Genomic DNA, 26,826 nt, shown 5'->3' with positions numbered 1-26,826 from the left:
TCAGGTCTTTTCCTGAACGTAGACGATCACTAGAATCCGCCCCGGTGCTCCGCAATGGAGGCTCTTTGATATCACTTTTAGGGAAGACATCATGCAATTCGGGAAAATCCTGGCGCTGAGTCTGGTGCTCGCGCTGGGCGGCTGTGCCAGTTTCACCCAGGACGAAGTGGCTCCGGTCACGCTGCCATCGATGGCCAGTTATGCCAACAAGCCAAACATCTATGTCGATTTCGACTTTTACCAGGGCGAGCCGAAAAGCGCTTCCGCCGTGGAAATGCCACAAGCTCGGGACATGCTCAAACCGCAATTGCAAACCGTCCTGAAGGATTCGGGTTTGTTCGGTCGTGTGACCTTCGACCAGTTCGAGAAGCAGCCAGGTGACTACAGCCTGCGTCTGAAAATGTACAACCATCCACCGAATGGCGGTCAGCTGGTGCTGGCGTTCATCAGTGGTCTGAGCATGACGATCATTCCAGCCTATGCCACCGACCAGTACACCATGAGCCTGGAAACCCTCGATCAGCAAGGCCAGCCGTTGTCTACCGCCAGCAACCATGACGCGGTCGGCACCTGGATGGGCATCTGGTTCCTCCCGCTGGCGTTCAATACGCCGAAAGCGGCGGTGACCGATACATTCACTCGGCAGGTCAATGCGCTGCTCAAGGAATGGGCCGACAGCAACCGTCCGAAGTATTCGGGCATCTGACTCACTCCAGCGAGTGGGCAAAAAAAGAGCCGCAATCGCGGCTCTTTTTTTTGCCCTTACTTCAGGGCCTGAATGAACTGTGGATCGCTGTACAGATTTTTCAGCAAGTCCTGCAGCATCGGGTTGTAGGCGTTAGTCGCGTTGGGAATCGCGATAAAGCCGAAAAAGCTGCTGTTCCATTGATGACTGACGTCTTTGGTGGCGTCGTACACCACATCGTTGCCGTTGCGCAGAGTGAAGCGCGCGGCGATGGTGCCATCACCGGTACCCATGCCGGCGTTCAATTGGTTCTTTACAACCAGCACTTGCAGATGACGGGGCGACTGCGGATCGAGCAGACCGGCCTTGCGCAGTTCTTCGGTGATCGCGTCCTGGATATGCGCCGGGATGCTGCCGGTCGGCGACTTGATCGGGTTGGCGCGGACCATCAACGAGCCTTCGCCCGATTCAGCGCTGACCTGTGGATTGCTGATCGCGTGCAGCGGCGGGGTTTGCTTGAGCTTCTGAACATTGTCGAAGCTTGGCTCGTAACGGGCCATGGTCATGCCACAGCCTTGCAGGAGCAGAGCAAACAACGGGATCAACAACAGCGATTTTTTCACGGCAGTTCCTTGCGCGTAGAAGAGGGGGGCGAATTATGGGCAGAGTGCCATCATTGAGCAACTCTGATTGCCGTCTCTCATTCACGTTGCCGCAACAAGCCTTCGATCTGCGCCAGTTCCCAGGTACTCAACAGACTGACCGGATCGGTGCCGAAGCGCTGCCGGGTGTCGAGCGTCCATTCGCGACCGTCCGGGCACAGACAATCAGCGCAGTGATGCAGGCGCTGGCCGTCGAAGTCCAGTTGCAAGCGCCAGCCTTCAATGTCGACCGCAACCCGATCCGCTCGCGCGTCCATCACCCGCAAGGCACACACGCCCAGCGCGGCATCGCGCAAGCGCTGGCACACTTCGCGGCTGGTCAATTCGCTCGGCATCCGAGGCTCCACTGGCAAAAACTGCGCGCCAGCATAAAGCGCGTGCCGACGGTTGTCAGCGATGACTGGCCCACGCCGGTGCATTTGCGTAACATCCGCAACCCTCTTTTTCCGCGGCGCTCTTTTGCGCCAATGCATGCGGCCGCGCCCGTCGGCCGCTCTGTCAGGTAAGCCATGAAACCGATTCGTCTGCGCGCCGATGTCCTGGCCGGACTCACCACCTCGTTTGCCCTGTTGCCCGAATGCATTGCGTTCGCGCTGGTGGCTCACCTCAATCCGCTGATGGGCCTGTACGGCGCCTTCATCATTTGCACGCTGACCGCGCTGTTCGGTGGCCGGCCGGGCATGGTCTCCGGGGCGGCCGGTTCGATGGCGGTGGTGATCGTCGCGCTGGTGGTGCAGCACGGCGTGCAGTACCTGTTGGCGACGGTGTTGCTCGGCGGCTTGATCATGATGGCGTTCGGGCTGTTGCGGCTGGGCAAACTGGTGCGCATGGTGCCGCACCCGGTGATGCTCGGGTTCGTCAACGGTCTGGCGATCATCATTGCATTGGCGCAACTGGAGCATTTCAAGAGCGGCGAACAGTGGCTCAGCGGCACGCCGTTGTACCTGATGACCGGGCTGGTGCTGCTGACCATGGCCATCGTCTACATCCTGCCGCGCCTGACCCGCGCGGTGCCGCCGGCACTGGTGGCGATCCTCGGCGTAGGCTTGCTGGTTTATCTGCTTGGCCTGCCGACTCGCACCCTCGGCGACATGGCGCACATCGCCGGCGGCCTGCCGAAATTTGCGCTGCCGGACATCCCGTGGAATCTCGACACACTGCGCATCATCGCGCCTTACGCGATTCTGATGGCGCTGGTCGGTTTGCTGGAAACCCTGCTGACCCTCAACCTCACCGACGAAATCACCGAAACCCGTGGCTACCCGGATCGCGAGTGCGTGGCGCTGGGCGCGGCAAACGTGGTCTCCGGTGCATTCGGCGGCATGGGTGGTTGCGCGATGATCGGCCAGACCGTGATCAACCTCAGTTCCGGCGGACGCGGACGGTTGTCTGGCGTGGTAGCGGGTGTGTTGATTCTGCTGTTCATTCTGTTTCTGTCGCCGCTGATCGAGCGGATTCCGCTGGCGGCGCTGGTGGGGGTGATGTTCGTGGTGTCGCAGCAGACGTTTGCCTGGGCTTCGTTGCGGGTGCTGAACAAAGTGCCGCTCAACGATGTGCTGGTGATCATCGCGGTAACCACCATCACGGTGTTTACCGACCTGGCCACGGCCGTGCTGTGCGGGATTATCATCGCCGCGCTGAATTTTGCCTGGCAGCAGGCGCGCGAGCTCTACGCCGATGAACATCTGGAAGCGGACGGCAGCAAACTCTATCGCCTGCACGGCACGCTGTTTTTTGCCTCGACCACGCCGTTCCTCAATCAGTTCGACCCGGCCAGTGACCCGCAACGGGTGACGCTGGATTGCCGGCACCTGAGCTTTGTCGATTACTCGGCCATCGCTGCGCTGAAAACCCTGCGCGAACGCTACGCCAAGGCGGGCAAGCAGTTGCAGGTGTTTCACCTGTCCGAACGCTGCAAGAAATTGCTGAAACGCGCCGGGGTCGATCACGACTGAGATCGACCCCGGTCACTGATCAGGCATCGATGGCGGGGAAATCGATGTCGGTCAGCGCCGCGTTGTTCAGGTAGTTGGTGAGGGTTTGCACAGCGACGAGGGCGATCACTTCGATGATCTTCTTGTCGTCGATGCCGGCAGCGCGGGCGGCGGCGATCTGCTCATCGTTCAATTGGCCACGAGTCTCGGTCAGTTGTTGGGCGAGGGTGGCGAAGGCATTGAGCCGGCCATGACGCGCTTCGATGATTTCTTCTGCTGCCAGCCCGGCCTTGCTGGCGAACAGGGTGTGCGCTGCCAGGCAATAGTCGCAACCGTTGACTTGCGAGGTGGCCAGGTACACCGCCTCTTTTTCCTTGGCACTCAGGGATGTCTTGCCCAGGGTTGCCGAGATTTGCACGTAGGCATCCAGCGCGACAGGTGCAACGGCCAGGGTCTTGAACAGGTTGGGCAGGAAACCGATTTTTTTCTGCACGCCTTCAAGCACTGGGCGAGTGGCGTCAGTGGCGGTTTCGAGGCTGAGAGGGGCGATGCGGCTCATGGTGATTCTCCGAAAGTCCGGTGCGAAGTGCACCGGGGATGGAGGTCATGTTATTGAGCGCGGCTGGTGCTTTGGGTGCAAATCGTCGAGGATATGCGACAGATCGTCCAAACCTGTCCTTGCGAGAATCAGTCATGGATCGCCTTTCTACGTTGCTCAGCCATTTCGGCGTCAATGCCGGCACCTTTCACAGCGGCACGTTCTGCGGGTTGAGCGCCTACGGCGGCGATCAGGTGTGCGGGCATGTGCATTTGCTCCAGGCGGGAGAGCTGTTGCTCAAACCGGGAAATGATCCTGAACTCTCGCTCAAAGAACCGACCCTGATCTTTTTCCCGCGCCCCATGGCCCATCGCTTGTTCGCCAACGAAGCCATGGGCACGCAACTGGTGTGTGCTTCGCTGACCTTCGACGGCGGCGCGGGTAACGCGCTGGCGGCAGCGCTGCCGGATTATCTGGTGCTGAAACTCGCCGACCTGCCGGAAATGGCCAGCACCCTGGAGTGGCTGTTCAAGGAAGCTTTCGACGGCCACTGCGGGCGCGAAGCGGTGATGGACCGATTGTTCGAGTTGCTGGTGATTCTGTTGTTGCGCCATCTAATCAGCAGTCGCAACCAGCAGCCGGGCATGATGGCCGGGCTGGCCGATCCGAAGATTTCCCGAGCCTTGAACCTGATGCACGAGCAACCGGCCAAGGCCTGGAGCGTCGCCGAACTGGCGAGCGCCGCCAACCTGTCCCGCGCCGGTTTCGCCGACCACTTCCGGCGGGTGGTGGGGCAGACGCCGGTGGATTATCTGGTGAACTGGCGGATCAGCCTCGCGCAGAAACGCCTGCGCGAGGGACGACCGATCGCCCTGATTGCCGAAGAAGTCGGTTATGAAAGTCCTTCGGCGCTGGCCCGGGCGTTTCGACGCAAGACCGGGCTCAGCCCGCGGGAATGGAAGGCTGGCGCGAGTTGAAGACTATCTGGCGAATTTCTTCGCCCCGGCCACGCACAGGATCACCCCCAGCGTAACCACCAGCATGCCCACGCTGACATGCTCATGCAGCAAGGTCGCGGCCAGTGCCAGGCCGAAAAACGGTTGTAGCAATTGCAGCTGTCCGACCGCCGCAATCCCGCCCTGAGCCAGCCCGCGATACCAGAACACGAAACCGATCAGCATGCTGAACAGCGAAACGTAAGCCAGACACACCCACGCCGACACGCTGATACCGCTGAACGAGGCGGGCGCAAGCCATACGCTCAGCACGGCCATCACCGGCAACGACAACACCAGCGCCCAGCAAATCACCTGCCAGCCGCCGAGGGTGCGCGACAGTTTTGCGCCTTCGGCATAACCGAGGCCGCAGGCGAGAATCGCCGCCAGCATCAGCAGATCGCCGGCGGGCGAGGCAGTCAGGCCTTGCGAGATCGCGAAGCCGACCACCAGCGAACTGCCCAGCACCGAAAAAATCCAGAACACCGGACGCGGCCGTTCGCCACCGCGCAACACACCAAAAATCGCCGTCGCCAGCGGCAGCAATCCTACAAACACAATTGAGTGCGCCGACGTCACGTATTGCAGCGCCAGGGCCGTCAACAGCGGGAAACCCACGACCACGCCCAGCGCCACGATCAACAACGAGAACCACTGATCCCGCGTCGGACGTGGTTCGCGAAACAGCCACAGCAAGCACAACGCCAGGGTGCCGGCGATGGTCGCGCGGATGACGGTGAGAAACACCGGGTCGAACTCCAGCACCGCCAACCGCGTGGCGGGGAGCGAGCCGCTGAAGATCACGACGCCGATGAAGCCATTGATCCAGCCGCTGGTTTTTTCCAGGGCCGGGGTGCCGAGGTGGGTGGTTCGTTCCATGGATGTGGCGCTCGGAGGTGGGTTGCGTTGGATCGATCCTAGGGCTGAGAATCAGCACAATCAAAAAATTGTCATGGATACAAGCCGACATGCCGCGCTCCCGCTACAAGACCCTCGTCGACACCTATGCTGCCGATATCCGCGCCGGCCGCCTGTTGCCCGGCACGCGGCTGCCGACTCACCGGCAATTGGCAGCCAGCGAAGGGCTGGCGCTGGTCACGGCCTCGCGCGTATACGCCGAGCTCGAGGCCATGGGCCTGGTCAGCGGCGAAGCCGGGCGCGGCACGTTCGTGCGGGAAACGTCGTTGTTGCCGGGGCAGGGCATCGACCAGAAAGACGTCGCGGTGGGCATGATCGATCTGAACTTCAACTACCCGTCATTGCCGGGGCAGGCCGAGCTGCTGCGCACCGCGTTGCGGCAGCTGGCGTTGTCCGGCGACCTTGAAGCGCTGCTGCGCTATCAGCCCCACGCCGGTCGCCAGCATGAACGGGCCTCGGTGGCGCGGCACCTGCAAACACGGGGCTTGAGTGTCGAGGCCGAGCAGGTGCTGATCGTCAACGGCGCGCAGCAAGGGTTGGCGGTGACGCTGATGGCGCTGCTCAAACCCGGCGATGTGGTTGCCGCCGACGCCTTGACCTATTCGGGATTCAAAGTGCTGGCCGAAGCGCTGCACCTGGAAGTGGTGGCGATTCCCGTGAAAGAGCAGGGCCCCGATCTGGCGGCCCTCGACAGACTTTGCCGCCAACGACCGGTGCGTGCGGTGTACAGCATGCCTACCCTGCACAACCCACTGGGCTGGGTGATGCCTTTGGAGCAACGTGAGGACTTGATCGCGATTGCCCGCCGGCATGATCTGACAATCATCGAGGACGCGGCCTACGCCTTTCTGGTCGATAACCCGCCACCTCCCTTGGCGGTTCTGGCACCGGAACGCACGGTCTACGTGTCGGGCCTGTCGAAAAACATCGCCACCGGCCTGCGTGTCGGTTTCATCGCCGCGCCGGTCGAGCGGGTGGCGGCGCTGGAGCGGATCATCCGCGCCACTACCTGGAACACCCCCGGCGTGATGACCGCCATCGCCTGCGGCTGGCTCGACGACGGCACCGTCACCTTGCTCGAAGCACAAAAGCGCAGCGACGCCCAAGCCCGGCAAGCTCTGGCTGCGCAGATCCTCGAAGGCCTGCTGACGTTGGGCCATCCCTCTTCGTATTTCCTTTGGCTGCCGCTGCCGGAAGATGTTCGGGCCGACCATATCGTGGTGGAGTTGATGCACGAACAGGTTTCCGTCACGACCGCAGAACCCTTCACCGTTTCAGCCCATGTGCCCCATGCGATTCGTCTGGCGTTGGGATCGGTGGACATGCTTGCCCTGCGTCAAGCCTTGCTCAAAGTCCGCCAGGTCGTGGGCGCCTACCTGTAGCGCAAGTGACCGCGCAGGATTACCCTTGGCGCCGCCGAAGCTCTGGAAATCCCTGATGAAAAACGCTGCACTGACTTTCGCCCTGATCCTCAACGCTGGCCTGCTCAGCACACCCGTTCTGGCCGCTGGTGACGCTGAGGCCGGCGCAAAAATCTTCCCGCGCCTGTGCGGCGGTTGTCATCAAGTCGGCGAATCTGCCCGCCCGGGATTCGGTCCGGAACTCAACGGCATCATCGGCCGCCCGGCGGGGACGTCGGCGAATTACGTGTATTCGGACGCGATGAAAAACTCCGGCCTGACCTGGGATCGTGAAACGCTGACGAAGTATCTGAAGGATCCGAAGGGCGTGGTGCCGGGTACGCGGATGATCTTCTGGGGGCTGAGTGACGAGGAGAAGATTGATAATTTGTTGGCGTATCTGCAGACGTTTTCTCAGTAATGAAGCGCCTGTGCGGGAGCTGCACATTTGAGGGGGCGGGGCGTTAGCCTTGCACGCGCCCCAATTTTTCCGTGGCAATGAGTCATGCCAGGTTCAAGGATTGGCGAGTGCGGGCGATAAGTCTGATGTCCAATCCCTCGAACTTTCCCCACCATGAAAAAATTGCTCGTTGTTATTGGCGCACTCTTGCTGTTATGTGGATGCGTCACCAAGAACTTCAGTGTCGAAGATCGTCAACAGATCAAGACACTGAAGGTGCTACCGGTATTTGTTGCCGTCGATAACTTCAAATACACCAGCATGACTCAAGCCTGGAGCGCGGGACTGGGGGCCGGCGCCGGGGCGGCCACCGGGATGGCGGCCGGTGCATCGACGACACAAGTCAATGCATTGGCAGGCGCGGGGTCCGTTGCGGGGACAAAAAATGGTGATGTGCTGACGGGGGATATTTCCCGGGCAATCCTCAACAACATGAAGGCCAATGATATCGACCTGGCCAAACTGGTCCGCCAGAGTTTCGTTGACCGGGTTCAGCAGGAGCGGCTGTTCACAATAGTCGGAGAAGGCGAGCAGGCCGACGCCGAAATCGAAATCATGGTCGGACAGTGGGGGCTGTGCCTCAAAAACTTCAGCGAGGTGCTGTATCCGGTGATCGGCGCCAACGCCCAGATCAAGCGCAAGGGTTCGGCGGTCTGGCGAAACTTTGAAACGATCACGGTATTCAATGATGCCAACAACCTTGCCTATCTACCGGAGCAATACGCGAAAGATCCGGAAGTCCTGCGCAAGGCATTTACCCATGTGTCTGATCTGCTGATGGCTGAACTGGTCAAAGATATGAAGCAATAAAGCGGTTTACTTCAGCGCCAGCCTCAATCGCGCAGTCACATCTTTGATCGACGCCCCCTGAATCGCAGGGGGTGTCGGGCTTTCGCCAAACTCTCGCCAGATAAACAACATCAACTCGGCGCCATCGGTGGCAGTCTGCGCATTCTCCAGACTGCCGAATGCCATGTGGTGATTGAGAATCCAGTGTTCGGTCTCGTGGAGGATGAATCGTGGCGGGATCGAGTGCGCATCAGCCATTTTCGCTCACCTCGATGAGCGAAGCCTGGCAGGCCACTTGATTGCGACCTGCCGCTTTTGCCTTGTACAACCGCTGATCGGCACGTTTGACCAGTGCTGTCGGGGTGTTGTCGGCCGGGTCGGCCAGGCCGACACCAATGCTTACGGTAACGAGCCCGACCAGCGGAAATGTCGCTTCGGCAATGGTGGTCCGGATCTTCTCGGCGACCACTTCCGGGGTGTCCGGTTTGGCGATTTCCGGCAGCAGCACGGCAAACTCCTCACCGCCATAGCGTGCGACAAAATCGGTGGCCCGGGTGCTGATCTGTATGAGTTGCGCCAGTTGTCGCAGCACGTCATCTCCGACCGCGTGGCCGTGGGTATCGTTGATGCGTTTGAAATGATCGACGTCGATCAGCAACAACGCAAACGGCCGTCCGGTACGGCGAAACAAAAGACTGTACTCGGTGAGCTTTTCGTCAAGCCGGCGACGGTTGAACGCGCCGGTCAAACCATCATGAGTCGCCAGACTCAGCAGTTCGGCATTGGCCTGGGTGAGGGCAGCGGTACGTTGTGCGACCGTGGCTTCCAGCGAAGCGTTTGCTTCCTGCAACTCGCGCTCCTTGGCCAGCAGCGATTGGGTCATCGTGTCGATGGACTGGCCGAGCTGGGCGATTTCCCGAACCGGATGCTGCAACTGAAAACGCGTCCCCGGCTGATTGTTCTGCACCTGTTGAGCCGAGCGTGCCAATTGCTCGATCGGGCGACTCAGGTACAGCGCCAGATAGTAGGCGACCAGTGCAAACACCACCGCAGCCATCACCCCCAGCAGCAACAATTTATAGAGCAGCAGGCGCGCCGGTTGCAGCGCGGTGTCCAACGGCTGGCGCACGGCAATCGACCAGGATAACGCAGTGCTCAAGGGCGTCGGCACCGTCACCGCACTGGTCAGGTAACCGTCGCCGACGGTCCAGCCCGGCGAGTCGGGATTGTTCGCTGCCAGTTGCTGGCCAACCAGCGCTTCCGGATACAGCACCTTGCCGTCGTGATCGACGATCAATGCCTCGATGTCCGGCGCGACGCCTTTGTGCGAAAGCGCCGCCGATTCGACGATGCGTGTCACCCAACTCCAGTGCGCGTGGGCGCCGAGCACGCCGATCACCTGGCCGTCGGCATTGTGAATCGGCGCGGCGAAATCGATGAAGCGCAGCGGTTCGCCATTCGCCAGCGCCGGCAACATTTTTGCCAGCAACACGGCTTCGTGTGGGTCGCCGGTGTATTCACCGCGCAAACCCGCCTGGAACCACGGACGCTGTTGGACAGACTGGCCCACCAGCAATCCGTTGACGGCCTGATGCACTTGACCGTTGGCGTCGGCGATACCCATCCACGCATATTCGGCGCGGGCCTGGGTGCGCAGCTGCATCGATTTGAGGATCGCCGGGTTATCCAGATCACCACGCTCCAGATGCGGCGCACGACTGAGCAGATAAACCTCCAGTTGTCGCTCACGCAATTGCTCACCCAGCAATGCTGCGGCCGACCGTGCGGTGCTCAACAGGGCATTGCCGCTGGCCTGTTTCATTTGTTCGGTGGCGATGTGGCCGACATAGAAGCCAACGCTCAACAGCGTCAGCAGGGACAAGCCGGCAAACCAGAGAGTCAGGTGGCTACGCAGACTGGCTTTGAGCATGGAGAAATGTCTGTCTTTATTGGAGTGGCGCCATGGTATGCGACATCGCGGACGGGCTGCCAGCAAGGCGTTTAATGAAAGTCTGCCGAGGCCGATATCAATGAGCCACTGTGTTCGGTAAAGTGTGCGCCGCCCGAGAGACGGATCCCGGGCGTTTTCCCATGGAGTCTTGCAGTGAAATACCTCAGCAAAGTAGTCGCCGCCGCACTGTTCGGTGTGGTTCTGGCAGGTTGCACCGGCACCCCGATGAACACCAGACATTACGACAGCAGCCAATACACCGTGATTGGCCACAGCGAAGCCACTGCCACCGGCCTGATGCTGTTCGGCGTGATCCCGATCCGGCAGAACAGCCGTTTCGTCCGTGCACAGGATGCCGCCATCAAGGCCAAGGGCGGCGATGCCATGATCAACACTCAGATTCAGGAAAACTGGTTCTGGGCGTGGGTCCTGAGCGGCTACACCACCAAGGTCTCCGGTGACGTGGTCAAACTGAAAACCGTGCAATAAGCACCGGTTGGACGTGAAAAAGCCCGGCTGATCAGGCCGGGCTTTTTGTTTGTACAGCGGTAGAGCGTTTGATTCAGGCGACGCGGCGTTCTTGCAGGCGATCAGCGCCACCTTCGGCAACGCGGCGTTCCAGCAGACGATCCGAGCCACCTTCAGCAACGCGGCGTTCTTGCAGACGATCAGCACCACCTTCAGCAACGCGGCGTTCTTGCAGGCGATCAGCGCCACCTTCGGCAACGCGGCGTTCGATCAGACGATCAGCGCCACCTTCAGCCACGCGACGTTCGATCAAACGATCAGCGCCACCTTCAGCCACACGACGTTCGATCAAACGATCCGAACCACCCTCAGCTAAACGACTTTCAATCAGCCGATCCGAACCGCCTTCGGCGATCATGGTGTGGGCGGGTTTGGCTGCAAAAGCGTTGACGGCAAGAACCGAGAAAGCGATGCCGAGAAGGATTTGGCGTTTCATGATCGTGTGCTCCAGGGGTGTTGTTTGTTTGGTATGGAGCCGATGTTACGCCGCGGATTTTTTATGAGAACTTCATTGAACTGATGGTGACTATCGACGCCATCAATGAATGCCGTTATCGCTGCATGTGCCTGATTTCATTGGCCAACTCGTAGGCTTGCTCACGGAGTTCGGCAAATTTTGCATTCAGTTCGCCATAGCCGCGCTTCCAGGCAAATGCACCGTTGATGCTGGTTTGTCCGAGCACGACATCATTGAAGGACCCCATCCCGCCATAGGCCGAGAGCAGCCACGTGATTCCGGAATAATCGGAGTCCAGCAATCGTGCGCGAGCTTTTCGCATCCACGCGCTCCAGTGCGCTTCTCCGTCGCTTTCCAGAACACTGATTAGCTCATTCAGTACCTTGATCAGCGTTTCGGTTTTCGGGCCCATGTTCAATGAGTGCTCCTTTTGATGAGGCGTAGATATTCAACCAGTGACGACTTCAAGACGCCGAAGAGTGAGCGTTGCGCAAAGAGCGATCAAACAAGCTGACGCTTCACGTCCAGCGCGATCGAGGCAAAGCCTTTACCTGTGCCCGGATTAGATGTCGAAGTATTTTGCATCGACGAGACGTCCTCCCAGCGATCCACGGATTCAATGTGTTCATGGGAGGCGTCCGTATCGATTTCAAATGCGATGAAACATTCGTTTTGATCCAGCAAAAGTCCGAACAGGCGAGGCATGCCGGGAAAGTCGATTTCCAGTTCCAGCACGATGGACGACGACCAGTCGATGCCTTGGTACTCTGCGTATCGGGCCAGGGCGACAGGTACACCCTGTTTGCGCCATTCACTGGCGCAAAGCATCAAACGATGCGCAACGACTGCGTTTTGCTCCTGCACGTTGAGCTGTTTTTTCTTCAGTAGTCGTTCAATGTCCATGGGAAACCTGAAATTCGCAGCGTCGGGCTAAGAGCTTACCCAGCAAACGCAAAAAAGCGCGCGCAAAGAAAAGCCCGGCTGATCAGGCCGGGCTTATCTTTATGCGCTGCTTACTTATGCAACGCGGCGTTCGATCAGACGATCCGAACCACCTTCAGCCACACGGCGTTCGATCAGACGATCCGAACCACCCTCTGCCAAGCGACTTTCAATCAACCGATCCGAACCGCCTTCGGCGATCATGGTGTGGGCAGGTTTGGCTGCAAAAGCGTTGACTGCAAGAACCGAGAAAGCGATGCCGAGAAGGATTTGGCGTTTCATGATCGTGTGCTCCAGGGGGGGTGTTTGTTGGGTATGGAGCCGATGTTACGCCGCGGATTTTTTATGAGAACTTCATTGAGCTGATGGTGACTATCGACGCCAGCAATGAATGCATGTCGGTTTTGTGAGGGATGTTTTCGTGTTCGTTCATTGCCGTCACGTCGTTGCCTCAAACGACCTAGTCTGCTACCGATACAGTTGAATGACTGTTGCCTGTTGCTTTGCCGATCGGGGGATGAACGCGATCATGCTGAGTATTCCCAATGTTTAACCAGGTGAAATTTTGCACATAGAAAAAATCAAGTTCAGTGCGTTACGAGGTGTCATTTTTCATGTCGGTAATGACATGTTCGGAGCCGATGCCGGGTTTCTCGATTTGCCAAGCGCTCATTTGGAACAGATCAATGTTTTCGGAGGACGAAACGGGTCGGGCAAGTCGACGCTGCTAGATGTGGTGCGGGCCCTATCCGAGCCTCGATTGTTTCAAACGCTTAAGCGCTCAGCGTTGAATCAGCAAGTCTTTCACGGCATGGACCTCACTTTCAGGGGAGGGAACACGAAATACCCTAAGTCTCCTTCTCCACTGGTTCTGCACGTGGAGTTTGAGTCTTCCCGCACACCACCGGTTCTGGCATTGCGCGTACTTGATCGGGCCAATCACGATGAAATAATTCTGGACGAGCTCTATTCAAGGATCCTTCCTGCAGGAATGACGATCACCGAGGTGAATAAAGTTAACCAGATCGTAGACAGAATGGGGGTTGTTATCGGCTATTGGCGCGGGCCTGAACAGGTTTGTTTAAGCAAAGACTTTGTCGTCGCGTTGAGAAGTATTCTGTCCGAGTTGGCCGGGGTCGACGAGGTGGAGCTCTCGTCTGCCGCTGACTTGCGAAATACCGCTTCTGTGAATTTGAGGCTTTCTGCCGATCCGACCATTGCTCAAGCGGTTCCGTTTGAATATCTGCCGTCAGGCTGGAAGGCTGCCTCAGGTTTGCTGGCATGGGTCAAGAAGCAAAACAATGGCGCTATTTTGGTTATCGAGGAGCCAGAAACTCATTTGCATCCGCGCCTTCAACGCGTACTGGCAATGAAGCTGGCCGCACTGGCCAGGAAAAAGGATCTGCAATTGCTGGTCTCATCGCATTCCTCGGTATTTCTCAGCCCGGAGGTTTGGAAATCTACGGATAGGAAGCCAGCAGTTGACGTTGCGCATTTTCATGTCGACGGCCAGCACATCCGTGCCTTGCATGGCCCTCGTGTAGAGAACTCACCGCAGCAGTTATTGAACGAACTGGGTGTGCGCGCCAGCGATCTCTACCAGGCGAATTTCGTGATTTGGGTAGAAGGTCCGTCGGATCGCATCTACATAAAGTACTGGTTGGAGCGTTGGTGTCAGACGAACAGGCAAAAATCCCCCTTGGAGAATGTCCACTATTCGTTTGTTTTGTACGGTGGCTCTGTCCTTTCTCACTATCAGGCGAATGAAATTCTGAAGGTCGGCCAAACCATTTCCATGCTGAGCATCAACAGGAACTCGTTCGTGGTTGTTGATTGTGATCATGACTTCAAATTTGACCAGGGCGTGCGTGTTCGTACCCGGGATGAGTCTTCGAAATACAAGATTCTCGATGCACTGAGTGAGGACAGAACCTGGATTACCCATGGTTACACCGTGGAATGGTACTTACCGCGCAAGTTCGGCAAGTATTTGATCAGAAAAAAGGACGGGACCATCGCGATCGGTACGGCGCTGACCAAAGTCGAGCTCGCAAAAAAATATGTGAAGGCTACGGCGAGTAGCGGTTTTCGCAATCTCTTCAAACGTAATCAAGCCAACCCGATCAACGAGATCGCAAAGATCTTCCAACTTATCAACGATGCCAATAAGTGAATGTCGGATGGGCTAGCCTGAAAGCCGACTAGCGCGCCAGCGGCCGAATGCACAGCTCTCCGGTGGCGCGGGTCAGGGCCAGATCATGCAGCGCATCGCGGGTCAGACCGGTGCGTGCCTTGGCCAGCCACACCGGGCAGTTCGGGTCTTGACGGTAGGGTGTGAAGTCGGCGTATTGCTGCAGCAGACGGGTTTGCAACTCGTCCAGGCGTGGGCGAATCTGTTTGCCCAGATCCGGGCGCGGCGTGTCCGGCGCGGCACCGGCTGCCTGCCACTGTGCGAGCAAACCGTACTGCACCAGTTTGTTGGCCTCCATCTGTGCGGCGATCAACTGCGCGACATCTTCCGGGTCGAGCTTGCGTTCGGCGGCCAGCTTGCGGGCGTTGTCGATCACCTGCGCCTCACGGGGACTGTCCTGGATCGGCTTGCCGCTGTCCCATTTGGTCAGGGCGACGAGGTCGCCGATGTTCAGGCGTTCGTTCAGGGTTGCTACTAAAGGTTGCAAGGATTCGGGTGCGGCACCCGTTGTGGCGGCTTGCGTGGTGTTAGTGACCAGCACCAGGAGCGAGCAGGCGAGCAGGCGTGGGGATTGAAGCATGATAAATTCTCGAGCGTTGTAGAGTTGGAAGAGCGTCATTGTCGAGTATTGGCATGGAGTCAGCCGGTGTTGAAAGTACTTTTTATTTGTAGCCAGAATCGTTTGCGCAGTCCGACCGCCGAACAACGGTTCGCTGGTTGGCCCGGCGTGGAAACTGCGTCGGCGGGTACCGATCGCGAGGCGGATGTCCCGGTCAGCCCTGAACTGCTGCATTGGGCTGACCTGATTTGTGTGATGGAGCCAGCCCATCGCAAAAAACTTTCCAGTCGATTCCGCTCGGCGCTGGCGAACAAGCACGTTGTTTGTCTGCACATACCGGATGAGTACGAGTATATGGATCCTGAGCTGATCAAATTACTGGAAGAGAGCGTTATTCGGTATTTACCCGCTTGAATTTCAGTTCAGGCACCCATGCATACCGAGCTTCGTCATGACGACCGCAGAAACCCAATGATGCTAAAAGCCAACCTTCATGCACTCATGGCAGGTGATCGCGCACGCATGCAAATTCTTGAGATTGTAAGAGGATTGCAGTTGCGTGATTGCTGGGTCGCCGCCGGATTCGTACGTAGTCTGGTCTGGGATCATCTTCATGGGCGGGCGTTCTCTGCGTTGCCTTCTGATGTAGACGTCATTTGGTACGACTCGGATGACGCAAGTCCAGAGCGTGACGCGCAGTTGGAGTCATTGCTAATGACGCTGGACAGCAGCATAAGTTGGTCGGTCAAGAATCAGGCAAGAATGCATCAGCGTAACGCAGATCAGCCCTATGCTTGTGCAACCGAAGCAATGATGTTCTGGCCTGAGACGGCCACAGCCATAGGCGTCAGACTTGGTGCCAACGGCATTATTGAAATAGCTGCACCCTTGGGCCTGCAGGATCTGTTTTCCCTCATTGTCCGTCCTACGAGCAGGTTCCTCGCCGAGAAGCATTCGATCTATCTGGAGCGTGTCCGCGCCAAATCCTGGCATCTTGATTGGCCGCTTTTGCAGATCATGATTGAACGATGAACTCAGCTTCGTCCGCTTTTAATCAGACAGAAAAACCTTCACCGCTATTACCTCCGACAAGTCTCAAAACATCTAGCGTAATATCCAGGCAATCCTCCACCCGAGACGGACCTCAATGCAAACCCCCGCTCAATCCCCCCTCTGGAAAACCTACCTGCTGTTCCTGGCCCCGATGGTGCTGTCGAACTTCCTGCAATCGATGTCGGGCACGGTCAACAGCATCTACATCGGCCAGATGCTCGGTACGCAGGCGCTGGCGGCGGTGTCGGGGATGTTTCCGATCATTTTTTTCTTTATCGCGCTGGTCATCGGCCTGGGTGCCGGGGCAGGGGTGTTGATCGGTCAGGCGTGGGGCGCGCGTGAGTCGCACATGGTCAAGGCGATTGCCGGGGCGACGCTGTTGCTGGGGGTATTGATCGGGCTGACGGCGGCGGTGCTGGGCAGTGTGTTTGCGCGTCAGGCCTTGCAGGGTTTGGGTACGCCGGCGGATGTGCTGGACGATGCGGTGGCCTATGCCCGGGTGATGATGTGGACCTTGCCGGTTGTGCTGGTGTACGTGCTGTTCACCCAGTTGTTACGCGGGGTGAGCGACACACTGTCGCCGATGTTGGCGCTGCTGCTGTCGACCGTTGTCGGGCTGGCGCTGACTCCGGCGTTCATTCGCGGCTGGATCGGCTTGCCGCAACTGGGCATCCAGAGCGCGGCGGTTGCAGGTCTGGCCGGTACGCTGGCGTCGATGGCGTGGCTGTCATGGAGCCTGATCCGCAAGGGCCATCCGCTGGCGCCGGATCGTGAGTTCTTCACGGCGCTGCGACTGGACGGCGCAATTCTCGGCAAGGTGTTGCGTATCGGCCTGCCGACCGGGGTGCAGATGATTGTGCTGTCGCTGTCGGAGCTGGTGATTCTGGCGCTGGTCAACCAGCACGGCTCGCAGGCGACAGCGGCGTATGGCGCGGTGACGCAGATCGTCAACTACGTGCAGTTCCCGGCGCTGTCGATTGCGATCACCGCGTCGATCCTCGGCGCCCAGGCGATCGGTGCCGGGCGGTTGGAGCGAATGGGCCCGATCCTGCGCACCGGGCTGTGGATCAACGTGTGCCTGACCGGTGGCTTGATCCTGTCGGGTTACCTGTTGTCGCACTGGTTGCTGGGGCTGTTCCTGACCGAAGACTCGACCCGGGCGATGGCCGAGCACCTGTTGCACATCATGTTGTGGAGCCTGTTGATCTTCGGTTTCCAGGCGATCATCGGCGGCATCATGCGCGCCAGCGGCACGGTGCTGGTGCCGGTGGGCGTGGCGATCATCTGTGTGCTCGGTGTGCAGTTGCCGGCGGCCTACTGGCTGGACGGGCAGTTCGGTCTGCAGGGTGTGTGGATGGCGTTTCCGATCGCGTATCTGGGGATGCTGGTGCTGCAGACGCTGTATTACACACGGGTCTGGCAGCATCAGAAGATCGAGCGACTGGTGTGACGGGCCGGGCGGGCCTTGGCGGGGCTGGCGCAAGTGCCGGATGTTTGCTTAAGTCATTCGAGCCCCATCGGGCGCCGGAGCATTGCATGTCGATTCGATTGTTGTGGGCTGCCGCGTGTTGCCTGATTGTCGTCCCTGCTGCGCAGGCGGTGGAGTACACCCGCGTCAACACCACCGCCAGCCAGATCAGTTTCACCTACAACCAGATGGGCTCGCGGATGTACGGCACGTTCGGCAAGTTCGATGCGACGCTGGATTTCGACAGCGACAATCTCGCCAATGCCCGCACCACGCTGCACATCGACCTGACCAGCATCGACGCCGGCAGTGAGGACGCCAACACCGAGCTGGTGAAACCGGCGTGGTTCGACACCGAGAAATTCCCGGTGGCGGTGTTCGAATCGACCCGCTTCAGCCCGGCCGGCGACAACCGTTATCTGGTTGACGGCCATCTCACGCTCAAAGGCATCACCCGTGAGGTGCAGGTGCCGGTGCAACTCAAACCCGACAGCAGCATCGGCATTTTTGACGGCGAACTGGTGCTCAAGCGCGACCAGTTCGGGCTCGGTGCAGGGGAGTGGGCGGACACCGTGGTGTCCAAGGACATCGACATCAAGTTCAAGGTCGTTGCCCCCGCGCAGTGACCGGCCTCAGTACGCTCGCCAATGCCCTGGCATCCAGCGCCATTGGTTGCCGGCCCAGCGGTAATGCCCGGCGACCCAGTGATAACCCGGCGCAGGCATGACCGGAACCACCTCAACGATCGGTGGTGGCCGATGCGGGCGAACCGGTTCGACGACACAGCCCGAGAGGGTGATCGCTACCAGCGCGGCAGCGAGCAAGGATTTGATGGTTTTCGCGGAACGCAGAACGTTCATGGCAACTCCTCAAGGCGTGCGTCGGGAATGAACGCAGCTGAAAAATTGGACGCCAAATCGGCGAAAGATCCGTTCTCGGGCAGATGAAATTTTTGTCAGGCGTGCACAAGGTATGATGTCGCGGTTCGCCGGTCGCTCAACTCGCCCGGCAACCTGTGTTTTACCGTTGGAGTCCGCCCGCCATGCCCCGCATCACCCACTACAAATCCCCATGCCCCGAAGGCGTCAACAGCCAGATCCTGCAGATGGTGGTCGACTACCTGACCGACATCAGCGCTGTCGGGCTGGGCCCGAGCAACCTGCTGTACAACGTCTATCAGTACGCGGTCGGCTACGAGGTTCATCTGTATCTGGAGGCGTTGAACGGCGAGAAGGGCACCGAGGTGGAATTGCTGGTGGCCACCGACGACGATGATCCGGAGCAGGTGATCGGCTTCCTGTTGTATCTGCCGGTGCAGGGTGATTGGGAGGCGTGCAACGTGGCCTATCTGGCGGTGCGCGAAGGGCATCGGCGTCAGGGTGTGGCCCGTTCGTTGATCGCGGACATGGTGGCGCGTTACCCCCATGCCGAGCTGACCTGCAGCGTCGGCAAGGTGCCGTATTTCGAGGCGCTGGGCTTCGAGGTGCTGGGCCAGCTCGAAACGCAGGTGCTGATGAGCACTCGGCATTACCGCAGCAACGGGCTGCGCGGTTTTATCGACACGACGCCAATCTACCGTTCGCTGGAAGTGCAGCAGATCCACACCTATCTGCTGCAAAAGCACGGCAAGCGGGCGATGCTCGATGCCGAGAAACAGCGCGACCGGCATCTGGATCAGGTCACCCGCCGCACCGAAGAATTTGTTCGTCAGCGCCTGACCGTTCACTGATCCCTTCTCTTTGAAACGACGAAAGCCCTTGTTGCGATCAGCGCAGCAAGGGCTTTTTTGTGCCGGTGATTTCAGGACAGTTTCACGTTCATGGTGATCCGCGCCGTGAACACTTTCTTGCCTTCGGCGTCGTGAACATCCACTGGGACGATCTTGTCGCCTTCGGTCTGCCAGTCCAGCCCTTCGCCATTGGCCACGGCGGTCACGTCGGTCTTGGCCTTGGCCAGGTATTCGACGGTCATGCCCTTGGGAATCCAGCGTGCGCCAGCGGGAATTGACACGTCGGTCATCATCCCGGCTGCCAGTTCAGCGGCGTTGCACAGGGCGATGGCGTGGACGGTGCCGAGGTGGTTGGTGATCTCGCGGCGAAACGGCACTTGCACCTGCGCGGAACCTGCCCGCAACTCGGTGACCAGTGGGTTGATGGTGCTGAAATAGGGAGCGACCTGGCAGGCCATCTGGCTGAACGCCTGGGAACCGACACTGTTGAACATGCTGAGAAACTGACTCATGGGTGGAGCCTCGCGGTTAGGGGATATACAGAATCATGTTCCGTAACAGAATATTGTTCTGTAGCGGAACGGTATTCTGTCTGCGGGAAATCTGTCAACCTGTGCGCGTTTCGCTCACCGGCACGGACGTGCCCTTTACCCGGATTTTCAAGGCCCATGGACACCGCAGATCTTCTCGAACGCAGCTACCCCGGCCGCCGCGCCGAACTCAAGCGCGACATCTTTCGCAAGGCCCTGCGCCTGTTCAACGAGCAGGGCATCGAGGCCACCACCATCGAAATGATCCGCGCCGAATGCGACACCAGCGTCGGGGCGATCTACCACCACTTCGGCAACAAGGAAGGGCTGGTGGCCGCGCTGTTCTTCACTGCGCTGGAGGACCAGGCGCGCCTGCGCGATGCCTATCTGGCCGACGCGACGACCACCGAAGAGGGCGTGCAGGCGCTGGTCTACAGCTACGTGGATTGGGTCGAGAACCAGCCGGAGTGGGCGCGGTTCCAGTATCACGCGCGCTATGCCGTGACCCGGGGCCCGCACAAGGACGAACTGGCCGAGCGCAACAAGACCCGCAACCTCGGCTTGCGTACCTGGCTGGCCGAGTCCGGGCGCGCGGCTGAACTCAACGAGTGCCCGGCCGAGTTGTTGCCGTCGCTGATCGTCGGTCAGGCCGACAGCTATTGCCGCGCGTGGTTGTCCGGGCGAGTGCAAGGCAGTCCGAAGGCCTATCGCGAATTGCTGGCTCAGGCCGCATGGCGTTCGATCCGCCGTGAACCCGAACGCTGATTTTCCGAGACAAAAAAAGAGCCTCAAGACTCTTTGATGGGGAGGAAGTAGAGCCCGCGAGGCTCAAGATGCGCATGAAGCCAGGTGCAGGCTTGATTGGGGTTCAGAGCACCCGCACCTACGCAACGGCTTGGCGGACCAAGCGACTGCGCAGTTCCATCGTAGGAAGGTGGGGGGATGCGCTCAAGTACCGTCAGTCACCTGCCTGGGTGGCGCGGGCGGCGGCTCTTTCGACCATCGCAATGATGGTTGCCAGCAGCTCGTCACGGGCCTGTTCGGCGCTGATTTCGTCGGTGGCTGCCGCTTGCGACAGCGCTTCGGCGGCGCCGAGCATGGCGCGTAATCCTGCCTGACCGATCTCTGCGCCTTCAGCGAAAGGTGAGAGCACGCTGCGGCACTTCTCCAGGAAAATCGCCTCGTATTCGCGCTTGATCCTCTCCAGTTCCGGCGTGCTCGCCAAGGCCGCAATCACCCCTGGAATCTCGTTGCCCTGGGTCAGCACGCAATCGACGTACGCCGTGGCAATCACCGTCGCAATGCCGTTCAAGGTTGCTTCGGCGTTGGCCAGCGCGGCGTCCATCAACGCCGTCTGGCGCCGGTCGAAATCCTGGTACAGCGCCGCGAGCAGACCGGCGCGGGTGGTGAAATGGTCGTAGACCACCGGTTTGGTCACGCCGGCCTTTTCCGCCAGATAACCGAGGGTCAGGGCATCGGTGCCTTCTTCGCGAATCAGTTGCCAGGCCATGTCGAGCAACTGGCGCTGGCGATCTTCCCGGGACAGGCGTCGACGGGGTTGTGTGTGTTCGGGGATTTCAGTGGTTGACATTGCTTATATACCAAACGTAACTTACTGAAGGTAACTTACTAGTAGTAGCTTACCAATCGTAGCTTTTCGCAAGGGTAAGCCCTTGGTCAGCAATCACCAACCGGAGATTTCCCCATGCACGCATTGATTGTTGTAGATCACGATGATCCACGTTCGCTGACCCGCGCGTTGGCGCAACAGATTGCCAAAGGCCTGTCGGAAAGCGATCCATCCAGCACCTTCGAAATCGCCGACCTGCACGCCGAAGAATTCGACCCACGCTTTGGCGTGGCCGACTGGGCAGTGCATCACCGCGAATCCGCCCCACCCGCTGATGTACTGGCCGAGCAGGCACGCATCGACCGCGCCGACGTGCTGGTGCTGGTCTATCCGGTGTTCTGGTGGTCGATGCCGGCGCTGCTCAAAGGCTGGATCGACCGGGTATTCAGCAACGGTTGGGCGTACGATTTCGACGGTGATAAGACGCTGAAGAAGCTCGGACGACTGCGCGTGCACTTGCTCGCGCTGGGCGGGGCGGATGCAGGCACCTATGAGCGCCATGGCTACGACGCGGCGATGAAGACGCAGATCGATCACGGGATTTTCGATTACTGCGGGGCGACGGTGGCGGGCTCGGCGTTGCTGCTGGAGTCCGAGTCGAGCGATCCGGCGATGCAGTTGCAGGCGGCGCGCGAAATGGGCCTCGGACTATTCCGCTGAAACCGGCGAGGAAGTTATTCAGTGCGCTTGAAGACTAGCGCCTTCAGACCGCTTTCCGGGTCGATATCCGGAAACTCCGGTGGATTCTCCAACCGCTGCTCGAAGCGCAGGCTCGGTGCCTCTTGGGTCACACCATCAATCAGGAAGTCCGAACCGAACGAAGGATCGTTCATGCACGCCAGCACCGCGCCCTGCGCCGTGAGCAATTCCGGCAGACGACGCAGCACGCGCTGGTAATCCTTGGTCAGCAGAAAACTGCCTTTCTGGAACGACGGCGGGTCGATGATCACAAGGTCATACGGGCCGCTGTTGATCACCTTGCCCCAGGACTTGAACAGGTCGTGGCCGAGGAAACTCACCTTGCTCAGATCATGCCCGTTCAACCGGTGATTGTCGCGGCCCCGGCTCAGCGCGGCGCGGGACATGTCGAGGTTGACCACATGGCTGGCGCCGCCCTCGATGGCCGCCACCGAAAAACCGCAGGTGTAGGCGAACAGGTTCAGCACCCGTTTGCCCGCCGCCTGTTCGCGCACCCAGTTGCGCCCGTAACGCATGTCGAGGAACAGCCCGGCGTTCTGCTTGCGGCCCAGATCCACGCGGTATTTCAGGCCGCCCTCGACGATGGTCATTTCGTCGATTTCTTCACCCAACAGCCATTCAGCGGTGCTCTGCGGCAGGTAACGATGCTGGATCAGCAGGGTGTGGGCGCCGGACTGCTGCCATGGCGCCGAAGCGGTGATTTCCAGCAACAGACGCTTGAGGTCTTCCAGCTGCGAAGTCTCGGGCTCCTTGAACAATGACACCAGCACCACGCCCTGCAGCCAATCCACGGTGACCTGCTCCAGCCCCGGCCAGCAACGCCCGCGCCCATGGAACAGACGCCGGGTTTCGGCCGGTGCCGAAGTCAGTGCGGTGAGCAGGTGGGCATGGAGAACGGCGAGGGCTTGAGGGTTCATCAATCAGGATCGGCCAGCAAAAGGGCGCGCATTTTAACCGCAATTACGCGCCGGCGACTGCCCGTCGACCGGGTGTTATCGAAAAGAGCTGTATCAAAAATGAATTTCTGTAGAAGGTGCTGCTCATACCTGATAAGCAGCGGATTCAAGCCGCTAAATCGTTCATGCAATTCAGGGAGTGCCAGTTCATGTGTCCAATTTCGACGTCGAGCGCGCACCTTCCTGGCGGATTGATTCTGGTAGTCGAGGACGATCCGTTGATTCTGGAGTTTCTGTGCGAAATTCTTCAGGAGGAAGGTTTCAAGGTCGAGCCGCAGACCAGTGCCGATGCGGCCTCGCAATACCTGGAAGAGCACGCGCCGGAAGTTGCGTTGCTACTGACCGACATCACCATGCCCGGCACCCTTAACGGCGCGGACCTGGCCAATCTGGTCGGCGATCGCTGGCCGGACAAACCGGTGATGGTCATGTCCGGTTATGAAACGCCGGAAACCTCAGGGGTGAAACATCCGGTAGCGTTTATCAAGAAGCCTTGGGCAATCGGCCAGTTGCTCGATTGCGTGGACAGTGCGTTCAAATCCAGGGCGCCGCGTCTGCACTGAAGCGTCCCGCAAGTGCTACATTGCCGGGCATCGTTGCCCGGCCCCTTGCGAGGAAGTGATCTTTTGTCAGCTCACGAGACTGTTTTCAACCGCGCGTTCGGCGCGTTCCTGTTCGACATGGACGGCACCGTCCTCAACTCCATCGCCGCCGCCGAGCGGATCTGGTCCGCCTGGGCCGTGCGGCACGGGGTGAACGTCGAAACGTTCCTGCCGACCATCCATGGTGTGCGCGCCATCGACACCATCACGCGTTTGAACCTGCCGGGCGTGGACGCCGAGGCGCAAGCGGCGTTCATCACCAAGGCGGAAATCGAAGACGTCGAAGGCATTGTCGAAATCCCCGGTGCAGCGGCATTTCTCAAGTCGTTGCCGGCGGATCGCTGGGCCATGGTGACCTCGGCGCCACGGGATCTGGCGTTGCGGCGGATGGCGGCGGCGGGAATTCCTGAACCGGTGGTGATGATCACCGCTGAAGACGTGAGCGCCGGCAAACCGGATCCGGCCGGTTATCGACTGGCGGCCAAACGCCTGGGCCTGGAGCCGGCGGACTGCCTGATTTTCGAAGACGCCACCGTCGGCATCCAGGCCGCTGAAGCCGCTGGCGCGCCTTTGATGATCATCACCACCACTCACCAGCATCCGCTTGAAACTGCACACGCGACCATCGCCAGTTACCGCGACATTGCGCTGAGCATCGACAGCGACGGCCAGCTGCGCCTGCAACCTCAATAAACCCCGGGCACCAGTCGCCAGCTGCGCGCGCAATAAGCGTCGTATTCGGCGCCGAACTGTGCGCGCAGCAGGGCCTCTTCGGCGTGGATGCGGGCGATCAGCGGGATCAGCGTCAGCGCCGCCAGCAACAGGCCGACCACCGAACGAAACGCCAGTGCCCAGCCGATCGCATTGATCACCAGCCCCAGATAACTGGGGTTACGCAAATGTCGATAGATCCCTTCGGTAACCAATCGGTGCCCCGGCTGAATCGCCACCAACCCGCTGAACCGATGGCCCAGCACAAACACCGGCCATAAACGCAATCCGCCGCCGACGATAAACAACAGCGCTCCCAGCCAACGGGTGCCTTCGCGGCCGATGGTCCAAAAGCCGATGCGGTCGCAGTAAGCCGGCAGAAAGGCACTGACCAATCCGATTACGGCGAACGCCGGAATCACCCAGCGATTGGCCCGGTCCTCGCGCTCGCCGGTGCTCAGATTCACTTCCGTGAACAGCGACGCCACCACCATGGCCAGCGTGGCCAGGGCCACCACGACCAATGCGCCGTGAGAAAAAAACACCGCCACGCCACCGATGCCCCACATCGCCAGGCCCAGATAGGCGAGGGTGGCGAGCACGGCGACCACGGTCATTTGCGCAGACATTTTCATAGGCACCTCACGGGCTGTTCCGTTCAGTGTAGATCCCGGCACGATCCCCGGCGTTTAGCCGCTGGCAACGGCGTATGGAGGATCAACGGCGTGCGGGATTTCACTGGAGGTGGCGTATCTTGACCTCCCGGCGCTGGCGGGGGCACGGGATGTGGTGATCATTGTTTGTGGCGGGGTAAGTATCAGTGCGCAACTGGTGACGGGGTGGGCGCGGTTGGGGGCTTTAGCGCAAGCGGAAGGTATTCACCTTCGACCAATAGTCAGCACCACCGCCATTCCCGCGAGAGAGGTCTATCCTAGGCGAAGCCCTTTTTCGTGCCTACGGTGACCCGCGATGATCAATCTGGCCACGGCCCATCTGCTCACGGACTACAAGACCTGGGCCAATCAGCGTCTGTTCGACAGCCTGCAAGCGCTGCCGGCGGGGGAGACGACGAGGGAGCGCAAGACGGTTTTCAAAAACATGATCGGTACGCTGAACCACATCTACGTGGTCGACCGGATCTGGCAGGCGCACCTCGAAGGGCGCGAGCACGGTTTCACGACGTCCCATGATCTGGTGCACGCCGACCTCGGCGAGTTGCGCCAGGCCCAGCAGGAAGTCGATGGCTGGTATCGCACCTGGAGCGCGCAGCAGACCGAAGCCTCGCTGAACCGCTCGATCGATTTCAAATTTGTTTCCGGCGATGGCGGCACCATGAACGCCGGGGCGATCCTGATGCACGTGATCAACCACAACAACTACCACCGTGGCTGGGTGGTGCAGATGTATTTCGAGATCCCGCAGATGCCGCCGATGACCGACCTGCCGGTGTACCTGCGCGAGGTCGATCCGGGGTTCAAGCCGATCAGTGCGCCTGTGGCGGAAGCGGCGCCGACATGTGATGGGCAATCAGCGAGCGCAACCAGCGTTCCGCCGGATCGTTGTCGTTGACCCCGTTCCAGACCATCGACAGCTCCGAAGGCACGATGTCGAACGGCGGGTCGTCGGCGCGCAGCACGCTGCTGCCTTCGACCAGCGCACAAGCGGCGAAATCCGGCACGGTGGCGAGCATGTCGGTGCCGGCCAGAATCGCCCGCAGCGGAGCGAATTGCGGCACTGCCAGCACGACACGACGTGCACGGTTGATTCGCGCCAGATCGCTGTCGATGGCACCGCCCAGATCGCCGGAAAACGACACCAGCGCATGGGGCCGTTCGCAGTAGTCGTCGAGGGTCAGCGCGCCGGGACGATCATCGCCGCGCAGGATCTTGCAGCGCAGGTCCCGCAGTTTTTTGCGTTTGGCATTGGCCGGCAGCTCAGTGGTGTAACTGACGCCGACGGAAATCTCCCCGGACGCCAGCATCGACGACATCAGCAGGAAATTAACCCGGCGGATGACGACCACCACGTCCGGCGCTTCCTCGCGCAATTGCTTGAGCAGCGGCGGCAGCAGGCCGAACTCGGCATCGTCCGACAGACCGATGCGAAACACGTCGCGGCTGCTCAGCGGGTCGAAATCCTTGGCCCGGCTGACCGCGCCGGAAATGGTGTCCATCGCCGGCTGCAATTCCTTGAGGATCGCCAGCGCCCGCTGGGTCGGCTCCAGCACGCGACCGTTGCGCACCAGCAACGGGTCGTCGAATAGGTCGCGCAGTTTCGCCAGTGACGCACTGACGGCGGGCTGGCCGAGGAACAGCTTTTCCCCGGCGCGGGTCAGGTTCTTTTCGAACATCAGGGTTTCGAAAATCACCAACAGATTCATGTCCACGCGACGCAGGTCATTGCGGTTCATGCCGGAAGACTCGCTGGTTTTTTGAGTCT

Annotated in this window: 34 protein-coding genes and 2 pseudogenes; 19 read left to right on the top strand and 17 right to left on the bottom strand. The window is 59.8% G+C overall.

All coding sequences use genetic code 11. The annotated features are described in order from the left end of the window. Window positions 1-91 precede the first annotated feature (91 nt). On the top strand, window positions 92-706 hold the full coding sequence (locus AC07Y2_RS10290; RefSeq protein WP_039767369.1) for a hypothetical protein: 615 nt from the start codon (window positions 92-94) through the stop codon (window positions 704-706). Window positions 707-762: 56 nt separating this feature from the next. On the opposite strand, the gene AC07Y2_RS10285 is transcribed toward AC07Y2_RS10290, so the two are convergent. Together AC07Y2_RS10285 and AC07Y2_RS10280 are read right to left on the bottom strand one after the other, a co-directional pair. Beyond that, window positions 763-1,308 (bottom strand): hypothetical protein, encoded by a 546-nt coding sequence (locus tag AC07Y2_RS10285; protein WP_103385917.1) that lies wholly within the window; start codon window positions 1,306-1,308, stop codon window positions 763-765. 77 nt (window positions 1,309-1,385) lie between these two features. Then, the gene (locus tag AC07Y2_RS10280) at window positions 1,386-1,682 is read right to left on the bottom strand and encodes a DUF7693 family protein (protein ID WP_085667541.1); all 297 of its coding nucleotides are present in this window, start codon (window positions 1,680-1,682) and stop codon (window positions 1,386-1,388) included. A gap of 174 nt (window positions 1,683-1,856) precedes the next feature. Between AC07Y2_RS10280 and AC07Y2_RS10275 the strand changes: the two genes are divergently transcribed. Further along, window positions 1,857-3,302, top strand: a complete 1,446-nt coding sequence (locus AC07Y2_RS10275; protein ID WP_039767363.1) for a SulP family inorganic anion transporter — start codon at window positions 1,857-1,859, stop codon at window positions 3,300-3,302. A gap of 19 nt (window positions 3,303-3,321) precedes the next feature. Here the strand turns inward: AC07Y2_RS10275 and AC07Y2_RS10270 are convergent, their stop codons facing one another. Further along, window positions 3,322-3,840: a carboxymuconolactone decarboxylase family protein gene (locus AC07Y2_RS10270; RefSeq protein ID WP_085648296.1), complete on the bottom strand. Its 519-nt coding sequence runs from the start codon at window positions 3,838-3,840 to the stop codon at window positions 3,322-3,324. Window positions 3,841-3,974: 134 nt separating this feature from the next. On the opposite strand from AC07Y2_RS10270, the gene AC07Y2_RS10265 reads away from it, so the two are divergent. Continuing rightward, window positions 3,975-4,796 (top strand): AraC family transcriptional regulator, encoded by an 822-nt coding sequence (locus tag AC07Y2_RS10265; protein ID WP_103385918.1) that lies wholly within the window; start codon window positions 3,975-3,977, stop codon window positions 4,794-4,796. A gap of 3 nt (window positions 4,797-4,799) precedes the next feature. Here the strand turns inward: AC07Y2_RS10265 and AC07Y2_RS10260 are convergent, their stop codons facing one another. Further along, on the bottom strand, window positions 4,800-5,693 hold the full coding sequence (locus AC07Y2_RS10260) for a DMT family transporter (protein WP_103385919.1): 894 nt from the start codon (window positions 5,691-5,693) through the stop codon (window positions 4,800-4,802). A gap of 89 nt (window positions 5,694-5,782) precedes the next feature. Here AC07Y2_RS10260 and AC07Y2_RS10255 point away from each other — a divergent pair, with 89 nt between their 5' ends. The 3 genes from AC07Y2_RS10255 (at window position 5,783) to AC07Y2_RS10245 (ending at window position 8,402) form a co-directional block, all read left to right on the top strand. Further along, window positions 5,783-7,114 (top strand): aminotransferase-like domain-containing protein, encoded by a 1,332-nt coding sequence (locus AC07Y2_RS10255; RefSeq protein WP_103385920.1) that lies wholly within the window; start codon window positions 5,783-5,785, stop codon window positions 7,112-7,114. Between the two features lie 55 nt (window positions 7,115-7,169). Next, window positions 7,170-7,553: a c-type cytochrome gene (locus AC07Y2_RS10250; RefSeq protein ID WP_103385921.1), complete on the top strand. Its 384-nt coding sequence runs from the start codon at window positions 7,170-7,172 to the stop codon at window positions 7,551-7,553. A gap of 153 nt (window positions 7,554-7,706) precedes the next feature. Continuing rightward, entirely contained in the window at window positions 7,707-8,402 is a 696-nt protein-coding gene (locus AC07Y2_RS10245) for a hypothetical protein (RefSeq protein WP_085667546.1), read from the top strand. A gap of 6 nt (window positions 8,403-8,408) precedes the next feature. On the opposite strand, the gene AC07Y2_RS10240 is transcribed toward AC07Y2_RS10245, so the two are convergent. Both AC07Y2_RS10240 and AC07Y2_RS10235 read right to left on the bottom strand, forming a co-directional pair. Continuing rightward, window positions 8,409-8,639 carry a hypothetical protein gene (locus AC07Y2_RS10240; protein WP_103385922.1) on the bottom strand — a complete coding sequence of 77 codons (231 nt, stop codon included), beginning with the start codon at window positions 8,637-8,639 and terminating at the stop codon, window positions 8,409-8,411. Next, complete coding sequence (locus AC07Y2_RS10235) at window positions 8,632-10,311, bottom strand: sensor domain-containing diguanylate cyclase (RefSeq protein ID WP_074688895.1); 1,680 nt, start codon at window positions 10,309-10,311, stop codon at window positions 8,632-8,634. Before AC07Y2_RS10235 ends, AC07Y2_RS10240 begins: the two co-directional genes overlap by 8 nt. Before the next feature lie 174 nt (window positions 10,312-10,485). Between AC07Y2_RS10235 and AC07Y2_RS10230 the strand changes: the two genes are divergently transcribed. After that, window positions 10,486-10,821 carry a hypothetical protein gene (locus AC07Y2_RS10230; RefSeq protein WP_085667548.1) on the top strand — a complete coding sequence of 112 codons (336 nt, stop codon included), beginning with the start codon at window positions 10,486-10,488 and terminating at the stop codon, window positions 10,819-10,821. A 73-nt stretch (window positions 10,822-10,894) separates the two neighbouring features. Here the strand turns inward: AC07Y2_RS10230 and AC07Y2_RS10225 are convergent, their stop codons facing one another. From AC07Y2_RS10225 to AC07Y2_RS10210, 4 genes and pseudogenes are all read right to left on the bottom strand, one after another. Continuing rightward, on the bottom strand, window positions 10,895-11,296 hold the full coding sequence (locus AC07Y2_RS10225) for a hypothetical protein (protein ID WP_103385923.1): 402 nt from the start codon (window positions 11,294-11,296) through the stop codon (window positions 10,895-10,897). 115 nt (window positions 11,297-11,411) lie between these two features. Further along, complete coding sequence (locus AC07Y2_RS10220; protein WP_011334909.1) at window positions 11,412-11,729, bottom strand: DUF6966 domain-containing protein; 318 nt, start codon at window positions 11,727-11,729, stop codon at window positions 11,412-11,414. An 89-nt stretch (window positions 11,730-11,818) separates the two neighbouring features. Continuing rightward, on the bottom strand, window positions 11,819-12,220 hold the full coding sequence (locus AC07Y2_RS10215) for a hypothetical protein (RefSeq protein ID WP_039767347.1): 402 nt from the start codon (window positions 12,218-12,220) through the stop codon (window positions 11,819-11,821). A gap of 117 nt (window positions 12,221-12,337) precedes the next feature. Beyond that, window positions 12,338-12,541: pseudogene (locus AC07Y2_RS10210) on the bottom strand (hypothetical protein); the annotation flags it as partial. Between the two features lie 283 nt (window positions 12,542-12,824). Here AC07Y2_RS10210 and AC07Y2_RS10205 point away from each other — a divergent pair. Beyond that, entirely contained in the window at window positions 12,825-14,432 is a 1,608-nt protein-coding gene (locus AC07Y2_RS10205) for an ATP-dependent nuclease (RefSeq protein WP_039767345.1), read from the top strand. Between the two features lie 28 nt (window positions 14,433-14,460). On the opposite strand, the gene AC07Y2_RS10200 is transcribed toward AC07Y2_RS10205, so the two are convergent. Beyond that, window positions 14,461-15,030 carry a chorismate mutase gene (locus AC07Y2_RS10200; RefSeq protein WP_103385924.1) on the bottom strand — a complete coding sequence of 190 codons (570 nt, stop codon included), beginning with the start codon at window positions 15,028-15,030 and terminating at the stop codon, window positions 14,461-14,463. Between the two features lie 66 nt (window positions 15,031-15,096). Between AC07Y2_RS10200 and AC07Y2_RS10195 the strand changes: the two genes are divergently transcribed. From AC07Y2_RS10195 to AC07Y2_RS10180, 4 genes are all read left to right on the top strand, one after another. Beyond that, complete coding sequence (locus AC07Y2_RS10195; protein ID WP_103385925.1) at window positions 15,097-15,423, top strand: low molecular weight protein tyrosine phosphatase family protein; 327 nt, start codon at window positions 15,097-15,099, stop codon at window positions 15,421-15,423. A gap of 57 nt (window positions 15,424-15,480) precedes the next feature. After that, window positions 15,481-16,041, top strand: coding sequence for a nucleotidyltransferase family protein (locus tag AC07Y2_RS10190; RefSeq protein ID WP_103385926.1), 561 nt, complete (start codon window positions 15,481-15,483; stop codon window positions 16,039-16,041). Between the two features lie 115 nt (window positions 16,042-16,156). Further along, on the top strand, window positions 16,157-17,512 hold the full coding sequence (locus AC07Y2_RS10185; protein ID WP_103385927.1) for an MATE family efflux transporter: 1,356 nt from the start codon (window positions 16,157-16,159) through the stop codon (window positions 17,510-17,512). 86 nt (window positions 17,513-17,598) lie between these two features. Then, a complete protein-coding gene (locus tag AC07Y2_RS10180) occupies window positions 17,599-18,156 on the top strand; it encodes a YceI family protein (RefSeq protein WP_074688882.1) in 558 nt (185 codons plus the stop codon). 6 nt (window positions 18,157-18,162) lie between these two features. On the opposite strand, the gene AC07Y2_RS10175 is transcribed toward AC07Y2_RS10180, so the two are convergent. Then, the gene (locus tag AC07Y2_RS10175) at window positions 18,163-18,390 is read right to left on the bottom strand and encodes a YXWGXW repeat-containing protein (RefSeq protein ID WP_039767335.1); all 228 of its coding nucleotides are present in this window, start codon (window positions 18,388-18,390) and stop codon (window positions 18,163-18,165) included. A 182-nt stretch (window positions 18,391-18,572) separates the two neighbouring features. On the opposite strand from AC07Y2_RS10175, the gene AC07Y2_RS10170 reads away from it, so the two are divergent. Continuing rightward, window positions 18,573-19,259: a GNAT family N-acetyltransferase gene (locus tag AC07Y2_RS10170; RefSeq protein WP_085613234.1), complete on the top strand. Its 687-nt coding sequence runs from the start codon at window positions 18,573-18,575 to the stop codon at window positions 19,257-19,259. 71 nt (window positions 19,260-19,330) lie between these two features. On the opposite strand, the gene AC07Y2_RS10165 is transcribed toward AC07Y2_RS10170, so the two are convergent. Further along, on the bottom strand, window positions 19,331-19,771 hold the full coding sequence (locus tag AC07Y2_RS10165) for a hotdog fold domain-containing protein (protein WP_011334899.1): 441 nt from the start codon (window positions 19,769-19,771) through the stop codon (window positions 19,331-19,333). A 156-nt stretch (window positions 19,772-19,927) separates the two neighbouring features. On the opposite strand from AC07Y2_RS10165, the gene AC07Y2_RS10160 reads away from it, so the two are divergent. Then, window positions 19,928-20,554, top strand: a complete 627-nt coding sequence (locus AC07Y2_RS10160; RefSeq protein WP_039767329.1) for a TetR/AcrR family transcriptional regulator — start codon at window positions 19,928-19,930, stop codon at window positions 20,552-20,554. A gap of 193 nt (window positions 20,555-20,747) precedes the next feature. Here the strand turns inward: AC07Y2_RS10160 and AC07Y2_RS10155 are convergent, their stop codons facing one another. Then, window positions 20,748-21,380 carry a TetR/AcrR family transcriptional regulator gene (locus AC07Y2_RS10155; RefSeq protein ID WP_103385928.1) on the bottom strand — a complete coding sequence of 211 codons (633 nt, stop codon included), beginning with the start codon at window positions 21,378-21,380 and terminating at the stop codon, window positions 20,748-20,750. 114 nt (window positions 21,381-21,494) lie between these two features. On the opposite strand from AC07Y2_RS10155, the gene AC07Y2_RS10150 reads away from it, so the two are divergent. Beyond that, complete coding sequence (locus AC07Y2_RS10150; protein WP_103385929.1) at window positions 21,495-22,079, top strand: NAD(P)H-dependent oxidoreductase; 585 nt, start codon at window positions 21,495-21,497, stop codon at window positions 22,077-22,079. Window positions 22,080-22,093: 14 nt separating this feature from the next. Here the strand turns inward: AC07Y2_RS10150 and AC07Y2_RS10145 are convergent, their stop codons facing one another. Beyond that, complete coding sequence (locus AC07Y2_RS10145; protein ID WP_103385930.1) at window positions 22,094-23,035, bottom strand: class I SAM-dependent methyltransferase; 942 nt, start codon at window positions 23,033-23,035, stop codon at window positions 22,094-22,096. A gap of 188 nt (window positions 23,036-23,223) precedes the next feature. Here AC07Y2_RS10145 and AC07Y2_RS10140 point away from each other — a divergent pair, with 188 nt between their 5' ends. Beyond that, a complete protein-coding gene (locus AC07Y2_RS10140) occupies window positions 23,224-23,637 on the top strand; it encodes a response regulator (RefSeq protein WP_039767308.1) in 414 nt (137 codons plus the stop codon). 63 nt (window positions 23,638-23,700) lie between these two features. Then, complete coding sequence (locus tag AC07Y2_RS10135) at window positions 23,701-24,369, top strand: HAD family hydrolase (RefSeq protein WP_103385931.1); 669 nt, start codon at window positions 23,701-23,703, stop codon at window positions 24,367-24,369. Here AC07Y2_RS10135 and AC07Y2_RS10130 read toward each other — a convergent pair. After that, window positions 24,363-25,022 (bottom strand): methyltransferase family protein, encoded by a 660-nt coding sequence (locus AC07Y2_RS10130; protein WP_039767303.1) that lies wholly within the window; start codon window positions 25,020-25,022, stop codon window positions 24,363-24,365. The two genes, AC07Y2_RS10135 and AC07Y2_RS10130, sit on opposite strands and share 7 nt — an antisense overlap. Before the next feature lie 88 nt (window positions 25,023-25,110). Between AC07Y2_RS10130 and AC07Y2_RS10125 the strand changes: the two are divergent. Then, window positions 25,111-25,248: pseudogene (locus tag AC07Y2_RS10125) on the top strand (pyridoxal-phosphate dependent enzyme); the annotation flags it as partial. Window positions 25,249-25,356: 108 nt separating this feature from the next. After that, window positions 25,357-25,956: a DinB family protein gene (locus AC07Y2_RS10120; protein ID WP_039767301.1), complete on the top strand. Its 600-nt coding sequence runs from the start codon at window positions 25,357-25,359 to the stop codon at window positions 25,954-25,956. Here the strand turns inward: AC07Y2_RS10120 and AC07Y2_RS10115 are convergent. Further along, window positions 25,871-26,797 carry a LysR substrate-binding domain-containing protein gene (locus tag AC07Y2_RS10115; protein WP_039767299.1) on the bottom strand — a complete coding sequence of 309 codons (927 nt, stop codon included), beginning with the start codon at window positions 26,795-26,797 and terminating at the stop codon, window positions 25,871-25,873. The two genes, AC07Y2_RS10120 and AC07Y2_RS10115, sit on opposite strands and share 86 nt — an antisense overlap. Between the last annotated feature and the right edge of the window lie 29 nt (window positions 26,798-26,826).

This window comes from Pseudomonas sp. GW456-12-1-14-TSB6, from assembly GCF_059424205.1.
Note: the sequence above shows the minus strand (reverse complement) of the source record. Positions and strands in the feature narration are given on the sequence as shown.